Raw genomic sequence first — 20540 nt, forward strand, 5'->3', positions numbered from 1 at the left:
TCATTCAAACTCTTTTTCGATTCTATTCAAAAAAACCATCAGTTTGAGTGATAAAATAAAAATGATCGATATCTTAATCGGTCATTTTCATCATTTGGAGTTCTGTTGTCCCCGGATATTATCAAAACAGTATGTCAAGTTATTATAGAATCCGTATTCTCCTTCCCTATCTGCTTTCAAACAGTTCATACCAAAAAGCGATCATACCCCTACGTTTAAATGGGAATATAATCGCTTTTTTTATGAGTAAGACCCTATAGGTCCTTCTTTTTAAACAAGTACACCGTCAAGTGATAAGATGCGATAAATACAGCTAGGATACCGATGCACACAATAAGAAATGTTCGAACGTTGCTGCTACTATTGTCACCCATCATGTTAATTAGCATAGCAGCAGGATTAGCCAGAAGGATCATGGAGACTAAGAACACCGCATTAATCACTCCCGCTCCCTTCTTACTCAGCGCATAGAACAGCGGCATGTAGATCGAGATTAAGACAAGCACCATACCAATTGCTAATAGAACACCCCAGATTGTAACTTCAGGCTTGTTAAGCTGCGGGATAGCAAGACTACAAATCCAGTGAATAATGATTGAAGCAAGGAAACCGAATAGAGTATACAGAACTGCTGTTAAGTATTTGGCACGTACGATATGTTTACGACTAATTGGCAGCGTGATAAGGAACTTGTAGTTATTGTTCTTGATATCCACCATGGTTGCAAGCATGATAGAACCGAATGCCGTATAGATTCCTATAAAATAAAGGGACATATCCATCTTCGGTATGAAAACGATACTAAATACAACCAAATATAGCAGAACCATCCATTGTGAACTTTTTAGAGCAATGAAGTCTTTATGTAGTAAGTTAACCATGGACTCGCTCCCCCTTCGCGGTGAAGTACATGATGTCTTCTAAGGTTGGTTTATCGAATAACGCATAACTACCAAACAAATGCTCCGCATCTTGTTTATTATCAATTAAGCCCTCAAACCCAATCGCCGTTTCACGAATCCCGACAAAATATTTGCGAATATCAGCATCGAGCAGTTGATGGTCACCTTTCACAATCACGTACTTATCCAGTACGTCTTCTTGTGTGTCATTAAACACGATCTTCCCGCGATTGACGAACGCAATATAGTCTGCAATTCGATCCAAATCCGTTGTAATATGAGTGGAAAATAGGATTGTATTTCTTTCGTCAAGCATCACATCTGCAAGTAGATCAAGCAATTCTCTTCTAAAGATAGGATCTAATCCAGACGTAGGTTCATCCATGATTAGCAGCTCAGTTTCATAGGATAAAGCTACTGCCAGAGCAAACTTAACCTTCATCCCCTTAGATAAATCTCCGATCTTCTTTTTCGGGGACAATTCAAATTGATTGAGATAGTTGTTAAATTTCTTGTCATTCCACTTCTTATAAAAAGGCCCGATCATCTTCTTCATTTCCTCAATCGTAAGGTGATCATAATAAAAACAATCATCGGACACAATGCCGATACGCTGCTTAATATCAATCTCATGCTTCGGCATGTTACTACCTAGTATTCTGATTGTTCCTGAGTCTGGTTGGACCATGCCAAGCATCATCTTGATTAACGTACTTTTACCAACACCATTCGGACCAATAAGTCCTGTAATATACCCTTTCTTCACATCTAATGATACATTATCAACTGTAAATAAGGGGTAATGCTTCGTTATATTCCGTAATTCGATAGCATTCATTAACTGTAGTCCTCCTCAAACATAAGAGTTAAGTGTTCAATTACATCCTGCTTGCTCATACTAAGTTCCTTGCTTTCTTGAATGATCTGCATCATCTTCTCTTCTAATCGCTTCATACGCTGCTCCCGAATGAAATCCTTATTCACACCCGATACGAAGCACCCTTTGCCTACAACAGTGTCAATCAGTTCCTCTTTTTCTAACTCTTCATAAGCGCGTTTCGTTGTGATCACACTGACTTGTAAGTCTTTGGCTAGCTGCCTAATGGAAGGGAGACTATCCCCTGCGCTAAGTTCACCACTTAAGATGCTTTGTCTAATCTGATTCATGATCTGTATGTAAATCGGATCACTCGATGCGTTGGATAAAATAATATTGATATTGCAACACCTCTTCGTTGAACTCAAGTATATATACCGTACATATATAATATATACACTATTTACACTTTCGTCAAACTTATTTGATGAGAAAATAAAAAAGCCGCAGTGTATGCGGCTTTCAAGTTTACATTTTTACTGAATTACTCTACTCATTAGCTTTTTCGACTTGTCTATGAATTCATTCCAATCGCTAGTATTGCCTCCTAGTCCTGTTCCCCAACCAGCGTATCTGACATTGTCTCGTAGTTGCTCAAACATCTTGATCTCGTGTTCGCTTAAGGTTTGATTTGGGAATCCACTATACCGAGGGAAATTTCTAAAATAGTCAGCAAGCCTGTCGAGCAATTGCACATCTTCTTTCGTTAGCATGTTCAGCCTACCAGATACACTTTTGGTTAAATAGAGACCTTCTACAGCAAAAAAAGAAACCTTGAAAGGCACGAAGCCGATCAAGGTAATATCACTATATCCCCTGCTCGATTGATAATACTTCCTATAAAGCATTACCCCATTTACAATATTAACGAGCGACATGACAGCAAGCCATATAATCACTGATGGCATCGTCATCTATGATCAGTATCTTCTTCATATGTTTCTCCTAGCTTCAATTGAATCATTCATCTACACTTGGAAGGGTATTTAATTAAATCGACCACAGATATAACAGAATAAATATAATTAATAAATGAATCAACGGCACGATGGTAACCCCTATATGTCTGTTTCCTTTTTTTAGAAATAAGATCAAACATACGATATACGTGATTGGATAAATGGTAGATAGAATCATAAATGAATAGCCAATAATTACGCCTATTTCAAATCCTGATGAATATCCGGCAAGTCCCATTAAATTAGCTATTAATACAAACGGATAAACAACTAACGGGATACCTCCTAATATTATAAAAATGAGATTTAGAGCTTTACTTTTCACAATTACACCTCGTCTTATTAAATTCTTCATATTTTATTTAATTGAATAATCTATGTTTTGCAATTATGATTATATCATCAAATATAAGGTGGTAGTTAAATTGAATAGAAGAATGATAATTAGTGCGGTCATACTGTTGTCACTTAGCATGTCCTTGATGGGTTCCGCCTCTTCCGCAACTAGTGCTAAAGCTTACAAAAATTGCAAAGAATTAAATAAAGATTACAAGGGTGGAGTAGCCCAAACTGCATCCGCGAAGAACAAAGGTGGTAAAACCAAGTACAAACCTTATGTATCCAAGGAGCTTTATAACTTAAATAAGAAATTAGATCGCGACAACGATTTAATTGCTTGTGAGCAATAGCTACTTCCTTTTTGGAAAAATAGAACGAAATGCCAAGGTCCCGTATGGAATCTTGGCATTTCGTTCTATTAGAAATTAATCTCGATTTGATTTCTTACGACGGAAGAGTGAAAGCCCTCCGAAACCGCTAATGATAGCGATGTAAAAGCCAAAATCATACCACCAGCCCGAGTTAAATGTTTCATAAACTCTGATATCATGATTGAATAAGCCAATGATTAGTGAAATAGGCGCAATCCATCCATGCCATATCCCCCAGAAGAATCCCGCATGATCTTGAGCGTTATTAGCTCCATCTCCAGGTACACAACCTGTTAATAGGATCACCATGGTAAGAAATGCAAACATAAATATGAGATGCCTTTTTTTCATATCCATCACCCCTCTTCATTGTAAATATTATACTTCAACAAAATATGATTAAGCTATTACAATTATGATTCTATTGGGTGTCAGGCTTTTTCGGCTGGATACGTTTCATTATCGATGTGATTTGATCCAGACTCGTAAATTCACCTGCATATAATTGCTCTACCTTGCCTTGTGCAGTGATGAATACGGTAGCAGGTAGTCCTTTGATCCGATACGCTTCTGCAGCACTACCACTCGGATCCATTAGAACAGGAAATGATAGCTGATGAGAAGTCACAAACTCATGAGCTGTTCCTTTTGAATCTCCCATGTTTACACCTAGTACTTCCACGCCAGCCATAGCCGATTCATACGCTTGTTTGATAAATGGCATTTCTTTCACACAAGAAGGACACCAAGAACCCCAATAGTGGAGAACAACTCCTTTACCCCGATAATCCGACAGCTTAACTTCCCGACCGTTTATGTCTACTCCTTCAATCTCAGGAGCTGCTTGTCCAATCCGTACTACATGGTCTTGCACTCCGCCCTTAGCTGTCATAATCGTGTAAGTCACGGCAATAAGCAGAACTCCAATCACTACCCAATTAATCATTTTTCGTTTTCTATTCAGCGTCAATATTCATTCATTCCTTCAACAGCCCTTGAACAGGAAGACCGAATAAGCGATTGAATGCACCTTGAAGTCCGTGATCTCCATATTTTTGATAAAAGGATTCTACAGACCCTTCTTCCATTATCTGTCCTTCCTTTAGAAAGACAACTTGATCCGCAACTGCCTCTGCAATCTGAAGTTGATGTGTCGAAAAGATGACCGCATACCCTTCCGCTTTGACAGCACGAACAAGTGAAATGAACGATTCCAGCCAGTATGGGTCAAGACCATTCGTTGGCTCATCCATAATGAGCAGCGCCGGCTTGTTTAACAAAGCTTGTGCGAATAACAAGCGCTGACGCATTCCTTTTGAAAAGGAAGAAACCGATTTCGACTTCACCTCATCCAATCCGACGATTTGTAAAATTTCATGCACCCTTTCTTTGGTGACTTTGCGGAGTGCAGCCCAGAACATTAATGTCTCTTCCGCAGATAATCCTTGTCCGAACAAATAATCATCCGGCATATAGCCGATCTGCTCTGCATAACGCTGACGGCTTTGTTTCCAGCTGACACCATTGACCTCAATGATGCCGCTTGTCGGCTGACTGATCCCTGCAATCATACGAAGAATCGTGCTTTTACCCGCACCATTACCACCGCATAACGCAAGAACCTGACCTTGATACAACTTCATATCCACATGATGAATGATCGGCTGCTTCTTAATTTGTTTTGTAATTTGCATCAAATGTAGTATCGGATTATCCACGACAGCGCCCCCTTTCCCATACCCAATAAGCGAGCCCAATTGCAAGTCCAATCCAAATCAAGCAAATCGTTAAAAAGCTCAAGCTTCCAAGGGGTCCGTTGATCCACTGCATCCATTCATAGTATTCGGGACCCAATGCTGTGCCCCCGCCTAGCTTTACAACTACGAACAGACGAACCAGTTCCGCAGGATTACAAAGCGTTAATATCGTTAATAAGGGCTTAATCCACAAGTAAGGCAGCATGCCAAGAACAGCGATTAACAGCGTCGGCCACCCAATAATAAAGAAGAACCAGATTGCAACCCCGAAAGTCAATGCCTGCCAACGATTGCGTGCCCACGTCCCGATACATAGTGCAACTGCCAAGAAGAGCACAATTAGTCCGCCCGAGAAGACAATAAACAGCCCCATCGTTTGATAATTAAGCCCTTTACCTGTAAATAGTCCAACTAGGCTTGTTACACCATATCCAAATGCTATGATTGTCAGCAGTACGATTGCAAGACCGATGTATTTGCCTAATAGAAACGATAAAGTACTGAGCGGATAAGTAGATAATAGCTGCCAGCTGCCTTCCTCCTTTTCCGCAGTTAAAGAAAAAGAACCAATCAGAAGGGTCATAAGTGGAAGTAAGTATAGAATGAAGTTCAGCATGGTTGAAGTTGTACTTGAATAACCTGCCGTAAAGTTTTGCGATTGAATCAACAGTAAAGACATACTGAAGACCGTAAACAGAATGAGAAAAGAGTAAGACCAAGGGTTACGAAAGCCTAGTCTTACCTCTCTTAACGCAATATGAATCAAATTCATAATTAGTTAGATCCTTTGCTCGTTTCGGAATGTGCATTTTGGTCATGATTTTGTTGACCATGCATATCCATATTTCCCTTGGCACGATCCCAAGTATGGTTATTCAACTCCGTAGCTGTCATCAGCTTTCCTTTTTTCTGTTCATCTACAAACATTTGTGCAGCTTGTTTATCTTTAAAAGAATATATGCCGTAGGCCATTGGTGTCTTGAAGGAAGCATCATATACATATTGAGCAGTACTGTAATCGATCCACTCTTTTGTGTTATAATCGCGAACGTATTTTACTTCTACGGAGTCTGCAGCATTTTTCTTCGCCCATTCATTCATGCAGCCAATATCATCAAATTTATAGTTTTTTCCATCTTTTGTCGTTAACTGAACCGCGAAAGCATCATCTTTCACCTGCATATTGCAAATGGCACATTTGTCAGCTGCCTCATTCACAGCTACAGCCGCTGCTTTTTCCTTTCCGCATCCAGTTATAAGTAGGAATGTGATCATCAAAGATAGCATTACGAATAAAGATTTTTTCATGTTCGTTTAACCCCCATATGAATAATAATTGTCATTGAAACACCTAGTAGGAAAAGCGCTAGAAAGCCTACTTTCATCTTGTCCTGATTCTCTTTTGGTAAAAGCTCAGTCTGCAAGTGCATGAAAGGAGCCGTATCTGTGCTCCAATCCTCTTTACCTGCTGCATACATCGTCTCTAGAAACTGCATGCCTGGCGATTGAAAGAATAATTGAAAAGCTGGTGTATCAGCAGTTAATCGCTGAAAAAAAGGATTCATCGCATAAGGCAAATCACTCATCCCATTACCATCTAAGTCAATTCCCTGAAAGGCTTCCCAATAATTTCGCTCAAACAAATTATCTGTACTTTCGTTCGTTTGTGATGGAATCACATTGCCTATAAAGTGATTCTCGACAAAACGATTTTCATTCGATTCTAGAAATTGGATCCCGACAAAGTTTTGGATAACCTCATTTTGCTGAAACTTATTCCCACTTGATTGCTCGATATACAACCCGACACGATTACCTTCGACTTTATTGCGCATGATGCGCGAAGTCTGAACATCAAAGAGCAGTATGCCTTGTGAGTTTACGTTTTCACTTTGTTTGACAAAAGTATTGTCCGTAACTTCAGCATCATGCACCCCCATAATCATGGCGCCCGTCACATTGGATTCTCCATAATTGCTGCGAACGATGGTTTCATTGGTATACATACAATGAATCCCATACCTGGAATGGTCAACTCGATTGTTTTCGACCCGATTTCGATTGCTGTTTTCCAAATAGATACCGTCATTCATCTGTGAAATTTGGTTCTCTTGAATGCGATTCTCATGAGAATTGTAAAGATCAATCCCATTTCGTTTATTGGAAAAAGTATGGGTAGACTGCTCTTCTTGTTCTTGTCCCCATATAATCCGGTTATTCGTAATTTGGTGATTTCCACTATCTCGCACTACGATTCCATACGTTTGTGTGTAGATCATAACGGAATCAATCATCGCTTGATTGCCTGTTACAAGCACAGCAGAAGACTGTTCCTCATCGGATGGTTGATTAACAGCTATACCACGCAGCTGTACATGGTTAGCTTCAATCTTTACGACAGGTCCGCTGGATGAGTCACCATTAATTTCCACCTGCCCATTTCCTTCAATAGCAATAGCTTTATGAATCCGAAGTGGACCTTCATATTTACCTGCTGGCAAAATTAACGTCTGCCCTTCCTCAGTTCGATCCACGATATCTTGAAGCTTAAGAGGAGATGTTCCTTGTTCAGCAAGTACAGCATGAGGATGAATAATGATCAGGATCATGATAACTGCACAACCTAACCATGCACCGAGTCTGTTTCCTAACTGATGAATCATCATGTTACCTGCAGTTCTTTCTTCTTGGTGATGTGGAGCTCCTCTTGATAAAGATGGATATAAACGGTGTAAGTCCCGGGCTCATTAAATACATTTTCTACTTCATAGTTTCCTTTACCTATGGATTCTGCTTTGATTAATTTCGGATTCACACTTTTATCCGATGTCCGGATCTCAAATTGGACATTTGCTCCCTTTTCAGAGACGAGTCCTGAAATTTTCGCAATAAGCTTCAACTTTTGCCCAGCTTGTCCTTCTTTCGGTTCGGTTACAAATTGAACTTTAACTTTTGCTGGATCTTGACCCTGCGGTGAGGAAGAACATCCCATAATACTTGTCAGCATAAACACAGCAAGTAAAATTAAAACGATGGATTTTCTCATCTAATAACTCCTTTCTTTCCAATTCCAATACTAATTTTACGGGATATTCGTGAGATTCCTATCACCCAGTCGGGCTATTATCATTAACATCTTGTGAAAATATTGAGAACTTTTACTGAATTTCATACTCTTTATGAAAAACCATAAAAAAAGAAGCTGTGAATTTCACAGCTTCCTCTTCGCCTTCTTTAATTATAGAGAAATGAATTTTATCAAATTGGAAAAAGTATCATCCTTATTTTTTTGGATAAAATAAGTCAACAAGAACACCTAAGGGGAACATCTGTGATATACATATACAACGATTATGGTGGAACACACACAACCTCACTCGCGGCAGCTTATCATTTAAATAAATTGCCTACTAATCGAAAGCTTACCAAAGAAGAAATTCTTAACGTAGACTATTTTAACAAACTGAAAACCTCTGATATGGGTAAGCTCATCTTCCATGGTATCGACGATAAAGGGAATCATGTGTATACAATTGGACGCGGTGCATCGAAGGTTGTTGCTCCTTCATTAATAAATCTAACAACACTATTACAAGAGAAATTTAACATGAATGAGAAGGTCATTTACTCCAATACATCACCAACCGTTCCTTTAGCAATGACACTTGGCGGTTTGTTATCAAGACGGTTAAAGATAGACTTTATCGGAGTTCCTCTACTTGTAATGGGCGCTAAGCAATGCTGCAATAAGATTAATCAATTGGTCAATAACACCAAAGAAGCAGCTACATCTAAGAATGATACGCTAATTGTACTGGATAACAAAGGAAGCTAAATATACTCACTTCTTATGCTCTTGTTCCAATAATGACAATAGCATCTAGTTCATCGTTACGAACAACTTGCGAGATCAATCCACTTTGAGCGAAGTGGTCGACAGCCTTATTAGCTTGTTGCTCACTAATTTCAACCAATAAGTGACCACCTATAGCCAACCAATTAGCCGCATCGGCTGCCACCCGACTCAATACCTCAAGCCCATCTTCACCGCCATCAAGTGCTACAGATGCCTCATATAATCGTGCTTCAGAAGGAAGAAGGTTGATCCGATCTGTTGGCACATAGGGTACATTCGCAATCAAGATATCGATATGGCCGCGCAGAGTGTCAGGTAGAGGATCGTAAAGATCACCATGATAAACATACCCACCTATGTTAGCAATATTACGTCTTGCGCACTCTACTGCAACAGGATCAATATCAACAGCATGCAACTCGATTTGCCCCAAGGTTGATGCGATAGCAACACCTAATGCCCCTGAACCACAACAAAGATCCACAACAATAGACCCCGTCTGTGCAAGAAAAATCGCTTCGCTAACAAGAAACTCCGTGCGACGCCGAGGTACAAAGACACCCGGATCAACTTCTATTCGTACACCACAAAACTCCACCCAACCAATGATATGCTCAAGAGGAAGACCTACAATTCGTTGATCAATCATCGCAGCTAACTCGGACTGCGTCTGTGCAGCGGATATTAGCAAGCGCGCCTCTTCCTCCGCAAAAACGCAGCCAGCTGCTTGAAGTTTAATAATAATAGATTCCTGAATGGTTTCATTATTGTCTTTCCATGCGTTCACGGTTTCCCCTCCGTATGTTCTACAGATTCTTTTCTATTAACCTAACACACCCTATAACACGTTTTAATCACTAATAATAAATCTGAACTTCTCTATCGTATTAGAACGCATATGAGGCACTCTCTTAATGTGATCCATGTAACTATAAGTAAACTTAAACAAATGACCGTAATCCCAATCCATCTGGCTGTAGTCCTTCGTCCAGTATGCAGCCTTACATGGCAAATGGTCAGCACGTTTCTTGGGTACTAACGGCAACTTATCTACTGGTGACACCAGTCTAATCGAATCATTATTCTCAAGCTCTTTACTGCTACGAAGCACTTTAACAAGCTTGAATAATGGAAGTAATCCTCTATTAAATAAAGATTCATGTCCAAGATCATATAGCATGTTTAAAGCATGAGAGAATGTAAGCATGTGACCGATTAAATCATGATGAGCTTCAGCATGGTAAATGGTTTGGAAAGCTGAGAGTTCTCCTAATGTAAACTCAGATAGTTCCTTAGGGGTTTGAATCGTTGGGATATTATCATCCGGAGTTAACATTAATGACTTTACCTCTTTTGTCGAAAATCCTATCCACGAGCGACCAGGTATCGTGCCTTTAAAGGAACGAATCAATAACGCAATATTATTCATACTGCCTTCGTCTCCCCAATAGCAAAGTTTATTTAATGCCATTAATGAATAGGCAGAATATATGACGTTATGTCCAACCCAATGAAGCTCATCAATCGTTTCTTCTAGTGCTCGAACAATCTCTTTTTCAGCAATATTAAATTCAACGCCGTTTGTCATATGATCTACCTGTGATAATGAATGTTTATCTGTCATCTTGTTCGATTGATGTATGATACAATCCGCAGCATCCTTTGGTAAATCAAACTCCCTAACGATGAACCAACTCGCGATAGCGGCAGCACCATAATGGGCATGCCATATATCCCCGGTCTGATTTTTACACTGAGAAATAATATGTAGTCCTTGATTAAGTAGGTGATTCTCCATTATTTCCTCCTAACATTAATTATCTAGTCATGAACCCATTTAATATGAGCTACTTATCATAATAAAAAAAGCCGTAACTACAACAACCCATAGTGATGGAATTGAAGTGGTAACAAGTGCAGCACGAGGCTTCTTCTTCACGATACAAACCCACGAAACAATTGATAACACGATTACAACAACCGGATATGCCATATATATGTAAAGTATAACGATTGCCACTGGTGGAGCACCGCTATCAAACCCCATAAAGGCAACCATTAAAAATACAAGCCACACTGGTAAAGTCAATAAATAAAAAATTTGACTGATTACTAAATATACCTTCATTACACACCTCATTGGTTTTCTTTTCAAACAAACAAGTTATAGTTCTCTGTGTTCAGTCAGTTACCTCATTATGTTCTTCTTGTAGTTGTAAGATTTCAATGCTATTGAATTTACCTTTGAGCTTCTGAGCAAGTGATCGAACTCCGAAGATTTCCGTATACGTATGACTACCTACAATTAAGTTCATATTGATGAACTTCGCATACTGAATCGTGTATAGTGTCTTTTCTCCGGTTATGTATACATCACAGTCACTATTCATTGCTTCTCTTAATTGATTCATCTCAATTCCTGCACCTGTAATCATGGCAATTCTTCTAATTTCCTTGTTACTATTCTTTTGAAAATAAACCTTCTCACCCAATACCGCACTCATTGTTCCTACAAGCTCCTCTAGTGAGACCAGCTCCGGCAGTTCTCCAATCCCAATAGCGCTATCGCCCTCAACATGCCTAGATTGTTGAACAATATGATTAACACCAAGTAGCTCCAGTAATGAATTACAAGTGCCAAACTCAATATAATCCAAAGGCAAATGAATGTAACAATGTGCAATATGATGTACATCGAGTAATTCAACGCACTTCTCCTTCATTCCATAAACAAAATCCCAAGCGTCATGATGTGTCACAATCAAATCAACATTCTTCTCGGCAGCTTGTAACACGATTTCCGGCGTCAGATTAGTGGCATAACCAATTCTAGTGTAGTTATCTAATGTGAAATTGCAGAAGCCGTACTCGTCATCTTCTTTGAACTCAACAAGTAGTTCACCAAATAGCTCGTTGAGATAGGATTTGAATTGCTTAGCATTCATATTTACACACCTCGATTGTTGTTATGTTCAAGCGGCTTCACCTGTCGTTCTTCGACTTATACTTTCGAATCATAAATACAAGCAGGAAATAAACAATCATAGTTACAATGAAATCTATCAAGAAATCTTTTATCGTAAAAGAGTACCAGTATGCAATGTGTATACTTTTCCCTACCTCGATTTCAGACAGAGAACTGTTGATGTAATTTACGAATGGTTTATTTGCTTTCAAAAGGATTAAATGAACCAGCGGCACAATTGAAGATACGATTATTCCGAAGATTATTATCTTTAATTTTCGCATTCTTCCTCCTACAACATCAATAAAACTATTCCCCTACCGCTATCGCTTCAATTTCAATCAAGAAATGATCATGTACGAGCTTACTTACTTCGACTGCTGAGCTAGCAGGTGGATTGTTCGTATTCACATACATATCTCGAATGTCACGAACCACTTGCATTTGGGAAATGTCCGTTACAAAGAACGTTAATTTTACAACATCGTCAAAAGTTACTTTAGAAGCTTCTAACGCACTTTTGATATTTTCAAATACTTGTCTAGTTTGTGCCGATAAATCACCTTGACCCACCTTTTCACCATATTGATTTACGGCGATTTGTCCAGATACATATATGGTTCTTCCATTTCGCACTTCTACTACCTGGGTATAACCATTTGCTGGCGGCATAGATGCTGGATTCGTAAAACTGACCTGCTTTTTATCAGGCATATTGTTCACTCCTATTAATCTTATTGTTTAATAAACTATTCCACGATTGCCCATCCACTCTTAATCGCAAATGCATAATCTTCTCGTCCATTAGCTTCAGCTATTGAACTCGCTTTATCCCAATCATAATGGACCATGACATGTTCAATATTCCAATTATTTTCCAGTGTTCGATGCGCAACAACATAATTTGCATGGGGTGACTTTGATTCCATTATATGTGGAAATGGTAGACTATCCTTATAAGCTGGCAAACCTACACTTCCTGCGTTCACAACGAACTTACCATTTGATGCATATATCAATCCGAACACATGACTGTGGCCACAGAATAAATATTTCTGAGATACTTCTTCAAGTTCCATGGATAGTTGCTCTGCACTCTTATACTTAACTCCATATTCTTGTACATCTTCAAGTAAATACTGGTCATTTGCATAGGGAGTTCCATGACAGAACATCAGGTCTTCATATACCCAAGTCTTATTAAACGACCGAATCCACTCTACGATCTCACGACCTAGCTTAGGTTTTACAAACTTAAAAGTTTCAGAATTGCTGTGTTCATGTAGTAAAATCTCATCACAATTCCCCATAATATTTATTACCTTATTGTTATCCATTAATGATTTTGCAGTACCCAGCGGATCAACAGGACCGAACAAACAATCACCTAAATTAACAATTAATTGAATATCTCGTGCTGAGATATCTTTCAATACAGCCTCTAGTGCGAAGCTATTACTATGGATATCTGAGATTATGGCAATTTTCTTATGCATATTATCTTTCCTCTCTATAACCGTAAGGTTATTCAATACCTAAATTGAACTTATGATTGTCCATATTCCAGAAATAATTATTAGCCACAAGGCGATCTTTTTAAATAATCTGTCATCTAACTTCTTAATTGCCTTAATCCCCAACAAAACGCCAACAAACATACTTGGTATAAGCCAAGCTGTATATGACAACACCTCAGTAGTCAATAATCCGCTGTACATATACGTTACGAGAGTAATCATATTTAAGATTATTGCATACGCAGTTAAGTTTGCTCTAAACACATCTTTACTTGTATTTTGATTGGATAGAAACAAAGCTACAGGCGGTCCACTCATAGATATACTACTATTTAACAATCCACTTATGATCCCAACCGGAATAAAAGCTACCTTAGCATCTCGTATTGGAAAAGACTTGCCTAATAATAATATACAAGCAAACATTATGATCAATACACCTGTTGATATTTTGAGAATATTAGCACTGAGGTAGACGAGTAAATAAGTTCCAAGCGGAGCTGCCAATATACTTGAGACGACTAATATCCATATCTTCTTCATATCTACATGTCGCATGCAATTGATTAATATGACGACGTTCGCACATATACTTAGAATGACAATGATCGGAACTGCTTCTTGAATCGGAATAATTTTTGCTAGAATCGGCATAGATATCAATGCGAATCCAAAGCTCGTTAACCCTTGAATAAACCCTGCAACCAGAACGATTAGTATGCCTAACACTAGAATCATGGTAAGTTCCACTCACTCAAAATATGTTTAGGTGGATTCATAGTTCTACTCTTTGAAGAAATTCATTGAAATAGTCCTGGAAACTTACATCTCTATTCTTAGGATTGCTCTGCAAATATTTCAACAAGGTGACGGACAGGACATGAGATCCTTCGTCATGTTTTTCTAGATAAGCGAATGGATCCTTCTCTAGCCCAATCTTTTCACAAATATATAACGCCATTGCCTCTACGACATTCTCCTCAATAAACCCTTCAATTGTCTTATATCCAAATCTTTCTTTCTGTTTATCAAAAGCATCAATAAGTTTAGGGTCTACCTTTAAATCGTTAAATCTCTCATTTAGTTGTTCGATCCGATACGGCGGGTGAAACATTTCATGGATTGCAATACTTAAAGTTATTTCTGTCGGATATGAAACATCGGAAATAAATCGCGGACCAACAATCTTAATGCCATGAGGTGCTGCATAGCTGCACAAATATAGGATAATTTCATCAATGTTGCTGGTTGGCCCTAGCATATCGTTAATTTCATCAAATATAGAATGTTGATCAACTAGGGATGTAATTTTTTCGATTTTATCTAATAAAAGAGGTTGCTTATGTTCGTACCAGAATTCTTTAAAACCAATCTTCTCTAGTTCGAGAATGATTTCTGGAACTAGCTTAAATAAAGGTTCTTTTTGCTCCCATATACTTTCTTTATAATAGGATGTCTGGCTGAAGTAAGAATGAATTGTAGCTGAATCGAATAGCTCAGATATTTCTTGAGAATCAAAATTAGGTATCGATGATACAACCAAAGTTAAGAATGGACTTAACATATTCCCGCCATTTATTCGAACAATTTCAGACATCAAGCACTTGTTCTTCTGTGAAAAAGATTGTATGAAGTGACGATAATTCGACTCATGCCTTTGTGTATAAAACTCATCCTCTGTTAACACATTCAGAAAGTTTAAAGCATCCAAAGAATATGATGTTTTGGTTTGAAATCTGTTGTTTTTCAATTGAATACCCTCCTTTATAATTTCATATTAGAGATTTAATTTGGGAAATATGTTGTCAGTTATGCCAGATAAATCTTTGAAGTGCAATAAAACTAATTTCTTGGCAATTGAATGCTCTTTCAACTACTGTATATTTAGGCCACTGTCTCACCTTTAACATAGTTTCTTTAAGCGGAATGAAATCCATGTCATACCTCCTTTTATCTGATTTCTTATCCATTGTCATTTAAGCTTTGAATCACTCGATTGTAGTATTGGGTAGTATAGGGGAGTTATAAGTTTTATTTGTGACCCAAACCTTATAGATAATAGTTTCATCCAAACAATCCTCATCACAATGAACATCTTGTCGACGTCCAAGAATTGTGTTTGATCTTACTAATTCAAAAAGTAGAGCATAAGCAATTTTGGAATCTTTCGTTTTATATCCATCAAATAAGTAACCTATTTCGTTATATGCACCACTATAAACCCATTCGTGTGCCTCTCGAATTGTATCAAACTCCATACTTTCAACAAACCATGAAATTGAGTTTTCAATATTTTCATCATTCCGATACATTTACCATTATATCCCTTCTTAATTTAAAAAATGTATGAACCATTTTCTTTCAGGTTCTGCCCATAAATCCTACGCAAAACTGAGGTCACTTGCTCCAAAGGTGCGTTAATACTTTGTTATCATCCATCTAGCTTTTTTTCCCATCGCTCAATCAAGCTCTTCAATTAAAAAGATTGGACAGTTCTGCTATAGGGCATACTTTCATTTGCTTCAACTTTTCTTTATCTGGTCAATACGCTATGAATTTTATTCCTGCACTCATTGATGCCATTCCATCTATCCATGAATCACCTACTGACAGCCATTCACTTGCTGAGTTCTTAAACTCATCCAACACACGCAAATATCCATCAGGTGAAGGCTTCAATGCTTTCTTTAGCTCCCTGCCAATAATGATATCAAAGTATTCAAGAATACCATTATCTCTTAATGTGATCTCTGCTGCTTCAACCGAATTATTCGTTACAATTGCAAGGTGATAACTACCTTTGAGTTCACTTAAGACCTCCTCCGCACCAAGCTCCAAGTCTGCGCCATCCATTCCACACACTTCATGTTTCTTAGCGATATCCCACATTTCATTTTCTTTTTTCCATTCGATCGTTAATTTGTCCTCCAGTATACTACCTTCATTGATTTAATATCTATTACTGCTTTGTTCCTACCGCAATCCATCTTCTATCTATATCTTCAAATACAAATTCTTTATTATTATAGTCTGTCAAGGATAAGGGTCTTACAATCTTAACCCCTAATTCCCTAAACTTCTTTTCAATTTCCTCTTGATTCTCTGTAATAAAATACGCATCATATCCGTATCCATGAATTTCTCGATTTGGTTCAATACATTCTTTATTCGATTTTATTAACACGATCTCTATTTGATCCTTATAAAGACATATATGCGGTTCTTCTGAGTCCAGATATCTAACAGATCTGAATCCAATAGATTCATAAAACTCCGCAGTCCTATTCATATCAGCGCTCGGAAATATTTGAAGACAATGTGTAAACATAAATCATTCCTCCCTTTCATGTTCTAGGATATTATATATACACCTTCGTCTAGCTTTCAATAAATTCAAAAAAAGGGAACCAGTGGTTCCCCTAGAAAAATAGAAATGCTTTCTTTGCTACGTTCTTTCGTTTTATATTTATTATTTCATTAACTCCTGATTTTTCTAATTTTTCGAAAAGTATTTCCGTTCCACTTTTCAGCTTTAAGTCCATTTCTTCTTTATATAGCGGAATTAAACTGAAAAAGTGTACCTCTGATTCATTGGGCATACTTAGAGTGAAAAAGCTCTTCAGATCCTCCACTAATGTAGGAACGTTTAGGATCATACCTGAGAATGATGTATTCGATGCAAAAGGCTTCGCTGGGTCACCATTGGGTACAGTATGACCAAGATATAACCATGTATTAAATTCATGGGGTAACCTTGCCATCTTTTTCAACCAATAAATCGGCCAATAATTCTCTTCTTTATTAAAAGCCTCTGGACCTACTGGCCAATTACTAGGAAGGTATATCATTAGCTCAGCAAATTTATATTTTTCTGCGCCATTAGGTACATTCATTGGCAAATTACTCATACCAGCAGTGACTAAAGTATAATAATCCCTTTCTTTTGTTGGATTTACTATGAGAACATCAAGATGTACTTGAGGTGAGATTATCTCATGGAATACATTGCTGATTTTACCAATGTGTTTCTCTACATGGTTAGAAACTGCATGCAAAGTTTGTTCGTTCTCTGTTACATAATCAAATTCTTCTTCTCTCTCTGAATGACGATAAATCGGAACTCCAGATTTCGACATTTCTTGACTCATATTTCCTCCATAGACTTTTTTATCAATATTAACATTTAATGCCATTAAGGTAAATGAAAGTTTTTAATTGTTTAGATTATTATCGTCTGTTTCATAAATATTGGTGTTACAACAAATTAATTTATTATAATTAACTTCTACTAGAATTTCATCGTCATTAGATCCTTTAATAAATCTTTGCTTTAATTTACCTTCGAAATTCGAATAAATATATGTAACTTCAACATCTTTATATCCTTTAACATAACTGTATTTGTAACCATCTTTGGTTTCATATGAATGTATTTTAACTTCCGCCTCATTTCTAGCTGTTTGTAGCCATGGGTTTATCTCTTTAGCATGTTTAGGCTCAACTTTATTTAATTCATACGAAAATAGAAATGGATTCTCATTTTGTGTGACGATGTTGTTAGAACAACCTGTTGTAAGCAAGAGTAATGATACGATTACAAACAAATATCTCAACGCACTTCACCTCAGCTCATGCTTTTTTCAATACAAATAGCGTGTAAATCGTATCTATTTCATGATACTCTTCCATAACCCACGAAGTCTCAGTTAATATTCGCTGCAAGCCCTCTACACCAAGGTATCGGATCTGCACGCCAATAAACTCTGTAAACCCTAGATATCCCTTATTTACATGCTCCCGCTCGAATATTAAGGAACCTGTAACCCGGGCGTCTACTGGGGAGTTGGCATAGAAATGATTTAAATTCGCGATGATGTCTGCATCTGAACCGTATTCAAAAAGCCCTCCCTCTGAAGAACAGAGCTGAATCCAATTGGATCGTTCCAAACTCATCTTCTGTAGTGTCTCTGCTTGACTCCAATCATATTGAATAATATTAAGGGTAATATCTAGGCCTTCGAACCTTTCTCCCGGCTGCTTTAATACTTCCATGCATCGTTTTGCAAAATTGGGGCCATACGTATCAATATCTAAGATGTTGATCTCGATCTTCCGCCCATTAAGCAATTCTGGGTCCGATTCCTGAATTAATATGAGCGTATTGAGACTATCGGTAGCAGCCCCTCCAGCGATATTGAAGAAACAAAGATTCCGTTCGGGGAATTGTTTGAGTAGAGGTAGTAATATTTGCGACTGGCAGTGGCATAGATCTCTTAACCTAATCCGAAGTCCCATGAATGAGGTCTGTTTCACTGCCCATTTGTCACGAAAACCCATTTTTATTCCACGACTTAAACCAGGACCAAGCTTGTATAGCATTGTGCGCATTCCACTCAGAAAGGAGTTATCTACATTCGACATTTTCACAAAAATATTCTGTATAAAGCCCGGCATCTTCTTTAATGATTCAATACTTCGGGCTGACTTCTGGCAATTCAAATGATAAGCCTGTTCATCAATACTCGCTTTAAAAAGAGGATGTGTAATATCTAAGACTGGTAATTGAATATCATTTTCGAAAACAGCATAAAGAACTTGCTGACTTTGATTTGTACTCATCATTTTCAACTCCATCTCAACTAAATGAAAATCGTCCACTTTACATGCGAAAACAGGTTGTTATCCGATATTAATTACTTAGATCTTACTCGAATCGCTCAATGAGATTTAACAATTCCAAGAGAATGGATAGTTCTGCAATCGGGTGTACGTTCATTTGCTTTAATATTTCTTGATCAGAACGGTAAGCGATGAACTTAATCCCTGCATGAATTGACGCCTTCTCATCTATCCAGGAGTCGCCTACGGAGAGCCATTCATCCGCCGATTGCTTGAACTCATCCAACACCCGCAAATATCCATCAGGTGAAGGCTTCAATGCTTTCATTAACTCCCTGCCAATAATGTAATCGAAATATTCAAGAATACCATTCTCTCTTAACGCGATCTCTGCTGCCTCAACTGAATTATTTGTTACAATTGCAATGAGATACTTGTCTTTAAGTGCATGTAGGACCTCCACCGCACCATGCTCCAAGTCTGCACCATGCATACCACATACTTCATGTCTCTTCGCAATATCCCACATTTCAGAATGCAAATCTTCACTCATTCGATTCGTTTGAATCGCTTCTTCAATAAGGGTTGATGTTGTATGATCATTAAGATTATATCCATCGGGTAAAATTTCATTTGATACGAGAAATTGATAGGTCTCATTCTTCATGGCTTGGAAGTCAATTCTTGATCTTAAGATCGTATTATCCATATCAAATACAATGCCTTTTAATTGATGCTTCACAGGATACCTCGCTCGTTCTTCAGTAAGTTAATTACCATAATTTCCAATGTCATGCCAACTACTCACATCGCATTGACCATAATCATTATAACCCGCAGCTAGCATGGTGCCGTCCGCCTTAAGACCGATTGTATGAGCGCAGCCCACCGCCACCACCACAATATCGTACCAGTCACTTACATTGCATTGTCCATACTCATTCGAACCCGCAGCAATCACCGTACCATCAGACTTAAGACCAACCGTATGAAGACTGCCCGCTGCTATCGCCTTGATGCCACGCCAATTACTTACATGGAATTGGTCATACTTATTCATGCCTACAATTACAACTGTTCCGTTCGATTGAAGTCCGACTGTATGAAGGTAGCCTGCGGAGACTGCTTCTATCTCACACCAGTCGCTAACAGTCACCTACAGCCATCACTGTTCCGTCAGATTGAAGTCCAACGGAATGACGACGACCTGCTGCTATGATATTTCTAGGTTTCTGAGTAAAATAATTCATCTTATCTTATACCCCCTTAAAACGATTCAAAGGTATCTTTCTTCAACTATTAATCCTTTAACATAAAGAAAGAGCACAATTCATGTTGCAGAAATGCGCCCGACGTATTGAAAAAGGAATAACTTTTC

At 38.1% G+C, this 20540-nt stretch carries 28 protein-coding genes and 1 pseudogene; 2 read left to right on the forward strand and 27 right to left on the reverse strand.

The annotated features are described in order from the left end of the window. Positions 1 to 254 precede the first annotated feature (254 nt). From NV379_RS22810 to NV379_RS22825, 4 genes are all read right to left on the reverse strand, one after another. The gene (locus tag NV379_RS22810) at positions 255 to 881 is read right to left on the reverse strand and encodes an ABC-2 transporter permease (RefSeq protein ID WP_258209639.1); all 627 of its coding nucleotides are present in this window, start codon (positions 879 to 881) and stop codon (positions 255 to 257) included. Next, on the reverse strand, positions 874 to 1740 hold the full coding sequence (locus NV379_RS22815; RefSeq protein ID WP_258209640.1) for an ABC transporter ATP-binding protein: 867 nt from the start codon (positions 1738 to 1740) through the stop codon (positions 874 to 876). The genes NV379_RS22810 and NV379_RS22815 overlap by 8 nt, the downstream gene beginning before the upstream one ends. Further along, positions 1740 to 2069 carry a GntR family transcriptional regulator gene (locus NV379_RS22820; protein WP_258209641.1) on the reverse strand — a complete coding sequence of 110 codons (330 nt, stop codon included), beginning with the start codon at positions 2067 to 2069 and terminating at the stop codon, positions 1740 to 1742. The genes NV379_RS22815 and NV379_RS22820 overlap by 1 nt, the downstream gene beginning before the upstream one ends. Positions 2070 to 2255: 186 nt before the next feature. Further along, positions 2256 to 2693, reverse strand: a complete 438-nt coding sequence (locus NV379_RS22825) for a hypothetical protein (RefSeq protein WP_258209642.1) — start codon at positions 2691 to 2693, stop codon at positions 2256 to 2258. A gap of 518 nt (positions 2694 to 3211) precedes the next feature. Between NV379_RS22825 and NV379_RS22830 the strand changes: the two genes are divergently transcribed. After that, positions 3212 to 3427: an excalibur calcium-binding domain-containing protein gene (locus tag NV379_RS22830; RefSeq protein WP_373426153.1), complete on the forward strand. Its 216-nt coding sequence runs from the start codon at positions 3212 to 3214 to the stop codon at positions 3425 to 3427. A 75-nt stretch (positions 3428 to 3502) separates the two neighbouring features. Here the strand turns inward: NV379_RS22830 and NV379_RS22835 are convergent, their stop codons facing one another. From NV379_RS22835 to NV379_RS22865, 7 genes are all read right to left on the reverse strand, one after another. Next, positions 3503 to 3799: a hypothetical protein gene (locus NV379_RS22835; RefSeq protein ID WP_258209643.1), complete on the reverse strand. Its 297-nt coding sequence runs from the start codon at positions 3797 to 3799 to the stop codon at positions 3503 to 3505. Between the two features lie 70 nt (positions 3800 to 3869). Further along, the gene (locus NV379_RS22840; RefSeq protein WP_258209644.1) at positions 3870 to 4394 is read right to left on the reverse strand and encodes a redoxin domain-containing protein; all 525 of its coding nucleotides are present in this window, start codon (positions 4392 to 4394) and stop codon (positions 3870 to 3872) included. A 31-nt stretch (positions 4395 to 4425) separates the two neighbouring features. After that, on the reverse strand, positions 4426 to 5166 hold the full coding sequence (locus NV379_RS22845) for an ABC transporter ATP-binding protein (protein WP_258209645.1): 741 nt from the start codon (positions 5164 to 5166) through the stop codon (positions 4426 to 4428). Further along, positions 5159 to 5977 carry an ABC transporter permease gene (locus tag NV379_RS22850; RefSeq protein ID WP_258209646.1) on the reverse strand — a complete coding sequence of 273 codons (819 nt, stop codon included), beginning with the start codon at positions 5975 to 5977 and terminating at the stop codon, positions 5159 to 5161. Before NV379_RS22850 ends, NV379_RS22845 begins: the two co-directional genes overlap by 8 nt. A gap of 2 nt (positions 5978 to 5979) precedes the next feature. Then, complete coding sequence (locus tag NV379_RS22855) at positions 5980 to 6513, reverse strand: nitrous oxide reductase accessory protein NosL (protein WP_258209647.1); 534 nt, start codon at positions 6511 to 6513, stop codon at positions 5980 to 5982. Then, on the reverse strand, positions 6510 to 7868 hold the full coding sequence (locus tag NV379_RS22860) for a right-handed parallel beta-helix repeat-containing protein (RefSeq protein ID WP_258209648.1): 1359 nt from the start codon (positions 7866 to 7868) through the stop codon (positions 6510 to 6512). The genes NV379_RS22855 and NV379_RS22860 overlap by 4 nt, the downstream gene beginning before the upstream one ends. Next, entirely contained in the window at positions 7868 to 8251 is a 384-nt protein-coding gene (locus tag NV379_RS22865; RefSeq protein WP_258209649.1) for a hypothetical protein, read from the reverse strand. Before NV379_RS22865 ends, NV379_RS22860 begins: the two co-directional genes overlap by 1 nt. 285 nt (positions 8252 to 8536) lie before the next feature. Between NV379_RS22865 and NV379_RS22870 the strand changes: the two genes are divergently transcribed. Beyond that, positions 8537 to 9040 (forward strand): DUF3189 family protein, encoded by a 504-nt coding sequence (locus NV379_RS22870; protein ID WP_258209650.1) that lies wholly within the window; start codon positions 8537 to 8539, stop codon positions 9038 to 9040. Between the two features lie 13 nt (positions 9041 to 9053). Here NV379_RS22870 and NV379_RS22875 read toward each other — a convergent pair whose 3' ends face one another. The 16 genes and pseudogenes from NV379_RS22875 to NV379_RS22950 form a co-directional block, all read right to left on the reverse strand. Next, on the reverse strand, positions 9054 to 9818 hold the full coding sequence (locus NV379_RS22875) for a putative protein N(5)-glutamine methyltransferase (protein WP_258209696.1): 765 nt from the start codon (positions 9816 to 9818) through the stop codon (positions 9054 to 9056). 93 nt (positions 9819 to 9911) lie between these two features. Further along, a complete protein-coding gene (locus NV379_RS22880) occupies positions 9912 to 10859 on the reverse strand; it encodes a hypothetical protein (protein ID WP_258209651.1) in 948 nt (315 codons plus the stop codon). A gap of 39 nt (positions 10860 to 10898) precedes the next feature. Next, positions 10899 to 11189 (reverse strand): hypothetical protein, encoded by a 291-nt coding sequence (locus NV379_RS22885; RefSeq protein WP_258209652.1) that lies wholly within the window; start codon positions 11187 to 11189, stop codon positions 10899 to 10901. A 52-nt stretch (positions 11190 to 11241) separates the two neighbouring features. After that, on the reverse strand, positions 11242 to 12006 hold the full coding sequence (locus tag NV379_RS22890) for a Nif3-like dinuclear metal center hexameric protein (RefSeq protein ID WP_258209653.1): 765 nt from the start codon (positions 12004 to 12006) through the stop codon (positions 11242 to 11244). 329 nt (positions 12007 to 12335) lie between these two features. Further along, positions 12336 to 12740, reverse strand: coding sequence for a RidA family protein (locus NV379_RS22895; protein WP_258209654.1), 405 nt, complete (start codon positions 12738 to 12740; stop codon positions 12336 to 12338). A 35-nt stretch (positions 12741 to 12775) separates the two neighbouring features. After that, positions 12776 to 13522, reverse strand: a complete 747-nt coding sequence (locus tag NV379_RS22900) for a metallophosphoesterase family protein (RefSeq protein ID WP_258209655.1) — start codon at positions 13520 to 13522, stop codon at positions 12776 to 12778. A gap of 39 nt (positions 13523 to 13561) precedes the next feature. Then, positions 13562 to 14281, reverse strand: coding sequence for a sulfite exporter TauE/SafE family protein (locus NV379_RS22905; RefSeq protein ID WP_258209656.1), 720 nt, complete (start codon positions 14279 to 14281; stop codon positions 13562 to 13564). Between the two features lie 37 nt (positions 14282 to 14318). Next, positions 14319 to 15293 carry a hypothetical protein gene (locus NV379_RS22910; protein WP_258209657.1) on the reverse strand — a complete coding sequence of 325 codons (975 nt, stop codon included), beginning with the start codon at positions 15291 to 15293 and terminating at the stop codon, positions 14319 to 14321. 238 nt (positions 15294 to 15531) lie between these two features. Further along, a complete protein-coding gene (locus NV379_RS22915) occupies positions 15532 to 15855 on the reverse strand; it encodes a hypothetical protein (protein ID WP_258209658.1) in 324 nt (107 codons plus the stop codon). A gap of 229 nt (positions 15856 to 16084) precedes the next feature. Beyond that, complete coding sequence (locus NV379_RS22920; RefSeq protein WP_258209659.1) at positions 16085 to 16432, reverse strand: HAD family hydrolase; 348 nt, start codon at positions 16430 to 16432, stop codon at positions 16085 to 16087. A 70-nt stretch (positions 16433 to 16502) separates the two neighbouring features. After that, positions 16503 to 16871 carry a VOC family protein gene (locus NV379_RS22925; RefSeq protein WP_258209660.1) on the reverse strand — a complete coding sequence of 123 codons (369 nt, stop codon included), beginning with the start codon at positions 16869 to 16871 and terminating at the stop codon, positions 16503 to 16505. 91 nt (positions 16872 to 16962) lie between these two features. Then, positions 16963 to 17736: a suppressor of fused domain protein gene (locus NV379_RS22930; protein ID WP_258209661.1), complete on the reverse strand. Its 774-nt coding sequence runs from the start codon at positions 17734 to 17736 to the stop codon at positions 16963 to 16965. An 18-nt stretch (positions 17737 to 17754) separates the two neighbouring features. Next, a complete protein-coding gene (locus NV379_RS22935) occupies positions 17755 to 18156 on the reverse strand; it encodes a hypothetical protein (protein ID WP_258209662.1) in 402 nt (133 codons plus the stop codon). Positions 18157 to 18172: 16 nt separating this feature from the next. Continuing rightward, positions 18173 to 19162, reverse strand: a complete 990-nt coding sequence (locus NV379_RS22940; RefSeq protein WP_258209663.1) for a hypothetical protein — start codon at positions 19160 to 19162, stop codon at positions 18173 to 18175. 85 nt (positions 19163 to 19247) lie between these two features. Further along, positions 19248 to 19904 (reverse strand): HAD family hydrolase, encoded by a 657-nt coding sequence (locus tag NV379_RS22945; RefSeq protein WP_258209664.1) that lies wholly within the window; start codon positions 19902 to 19904, stop codon positions 19248 to 19250. A gap of 27 nt (positions 19905 to 19931) precedes the next feature. Further along, positions 19932 to 20379 (reverse strand): annotated as a pseudogene (locus NV379_RS22950) (RCC1 domain-containing protein); the annotation flags it as partial. Positions 20380 to 20540: the final 161 nt, after the last annotated feature.

This window comes from Paenibacillus radicibacter (assembly GCF_024721995.1).
Lineage (GTDB): Bacteria > Bacillota > Bacilli > Paenibacillales > NBRC-103111 > Paenibacillus_AM > Paenibacillus_AM radicibacter.

Excerpts from the sequence above, each read along its gene's own strand:
- NV379_RS22880 (WP_258209651.1), bottom strand. The coding sequence starts at position 10,859 with ATGGAGAATCACCTACTTAATCAAGGACTACATATTATTTCTCAGTGT.
- NV379_RS22825 (WP_258209642.1), bottom strand. The coding sequence starts at position 2,693 with ATGACGATGCCATCAGTGATTATATGGCTTGCTGTCATGTCGCTCGTT.
- NV379_RS22890 (WP_258209653.1), bottom strand. The coding sequence starts at position 12,006 with ATGAATGCTAAGCAATTCAAATCCTATCTCAACGAGCTATTTGGTGAA.
- NV379_RS22940 (WP_258209663.1), bottom strand. The coding sequence starts at position 19,162 with ATGAGTACAAATCAAAGTCAGCAAGTTCTTTATGCTGTTTTCGAAAAT.
- NV379_RS22850 (WP_258209646.1), bottom strand. The coding sequence starts at position 5,977 with ATGAATTTGATTCATATTGCGTTAAGAGAGGTAAGACTAGGCTTTCGT.
- NV379_RS22915 (WP_258209658.1), bottom strand. The coding sequence starts at position 15,855 with ATGTATCGGAATGATGAAAATATTGAAAACTCAATTTCATGGTTTGTT.
- NV379_RS22840 (WP_258209644.1), bottom strand. The coding sequence starts at position 4,394 with ATGATTAATTGGGTAGTGATTGGAGTTCTGCTTATTGCCGTGACTTAC.
- NV379_RS22925 (WP_258209660.1), bottom strand. The coding sequence starts at position 16,871 with ATGTTTACACATTGTCTTCAAATATTTCCGAGCGCTGATATGAATAGG.
- NV379_RS22810 (WP_258209639.1), bottom strand. The coding sequence starts at position 881 with ATGGTTAACTTACTACATAAAGACTTCATTGCTCTAAAAAGTTCACAA.
- NV379_RS22920 (WP_258209659.1), bottom strand. The coding sequence starts at position 16,432 with ATGTGGGATATCGCTAAGAAACATGAAGTGTGTGGAATGGATGGCGCA.
- NV379_RS22905 (WP_258209656.1), bottom strand. The coding sequence starts at position 14,281 with ATGATTCTAGTGTTAGGCATACTAATCGTTCTGGTTGCAGGGTTTATT.
- NV379_RS22885 (WP_258209652.1), bottom strand. The coding sequence starts at position 11,189 with ATGAAGGTATATTTAGTAATCAGTCAAATTTTTTATTTATTGACTTTA.
- NV379_RS22815 (WP_258209640.1), bottom strand. The coding sequence starts at position 1,740 with ATGAATGCTATCGAATTACGGAATATAACGAAGCATTACCCCTTATTT.
- NV379_RS22900 (WP_258209655.1), bottom strand. The coding sequence starts at position 13,522 with ATGCATAAGAAAATTGCCATAATCTCAGATATCCATAGTAATAGCTTC.
- NV379_RS22895 (WP_258209654.1), bottom strand. The coding sequence starts at position 12,740 with ATGCCTGATAAAAAGCAGGTCAGTTTTACGAATCCAGCATCTATGCCG.
- NV379_RS22860 (WP_258209648.1), bottom strand. The coding sequence starts at position 7,868 with ATGATTCATCAGTTAGGAAACAGACTCGGTGCATGGTTAGGTTGTGCA.
- NV379_RS22835 (WP_258209643.1), bottom strand. The coding sequence starts at position 3,799 with ATGAAAAAAAGGCATCTCATATTTATGTTTGCATTTCTTACCATGGTG.
- NV379_RS22865 (WP_258209649.1), bottom strand. The coding sequence starts at position 8,251 with ATGAGAAAATCCATCGTTTTAATTTTACTTGCTGTGTTTATGCTGACA.
- NV379_RS22930 (WP_258209661.1), bottom strand. The coding sequence starts at position 17,736 with ATGGCATTAAATGTTAATATTGATAAAAAAGTCTATGGAGGAAATATG.
- NV379_RS22830 (WP_373426153.1), top strand. The coding sequence starts at position 3,212 with ATGTCCTTGATGGGTTCCGCCTCTTCCGCAACTAGTGCTAAAGCTTAC.
- NV379_RS22820 (WP_258209641.1), bottom strand. The coding sequence starts at position 2,069 with ATGAATCAGATTAGACAAAGCATCTTAAGTGGTGAACTTAGCGCAGGG.
- NV379_RS22855 (WP_258209647.1), bottom strand. The coding sequence starts at position 6,513 with ATGAAAAAATCTTTATTCGTAATGCTATCTTTGATGATCACATTCCTA.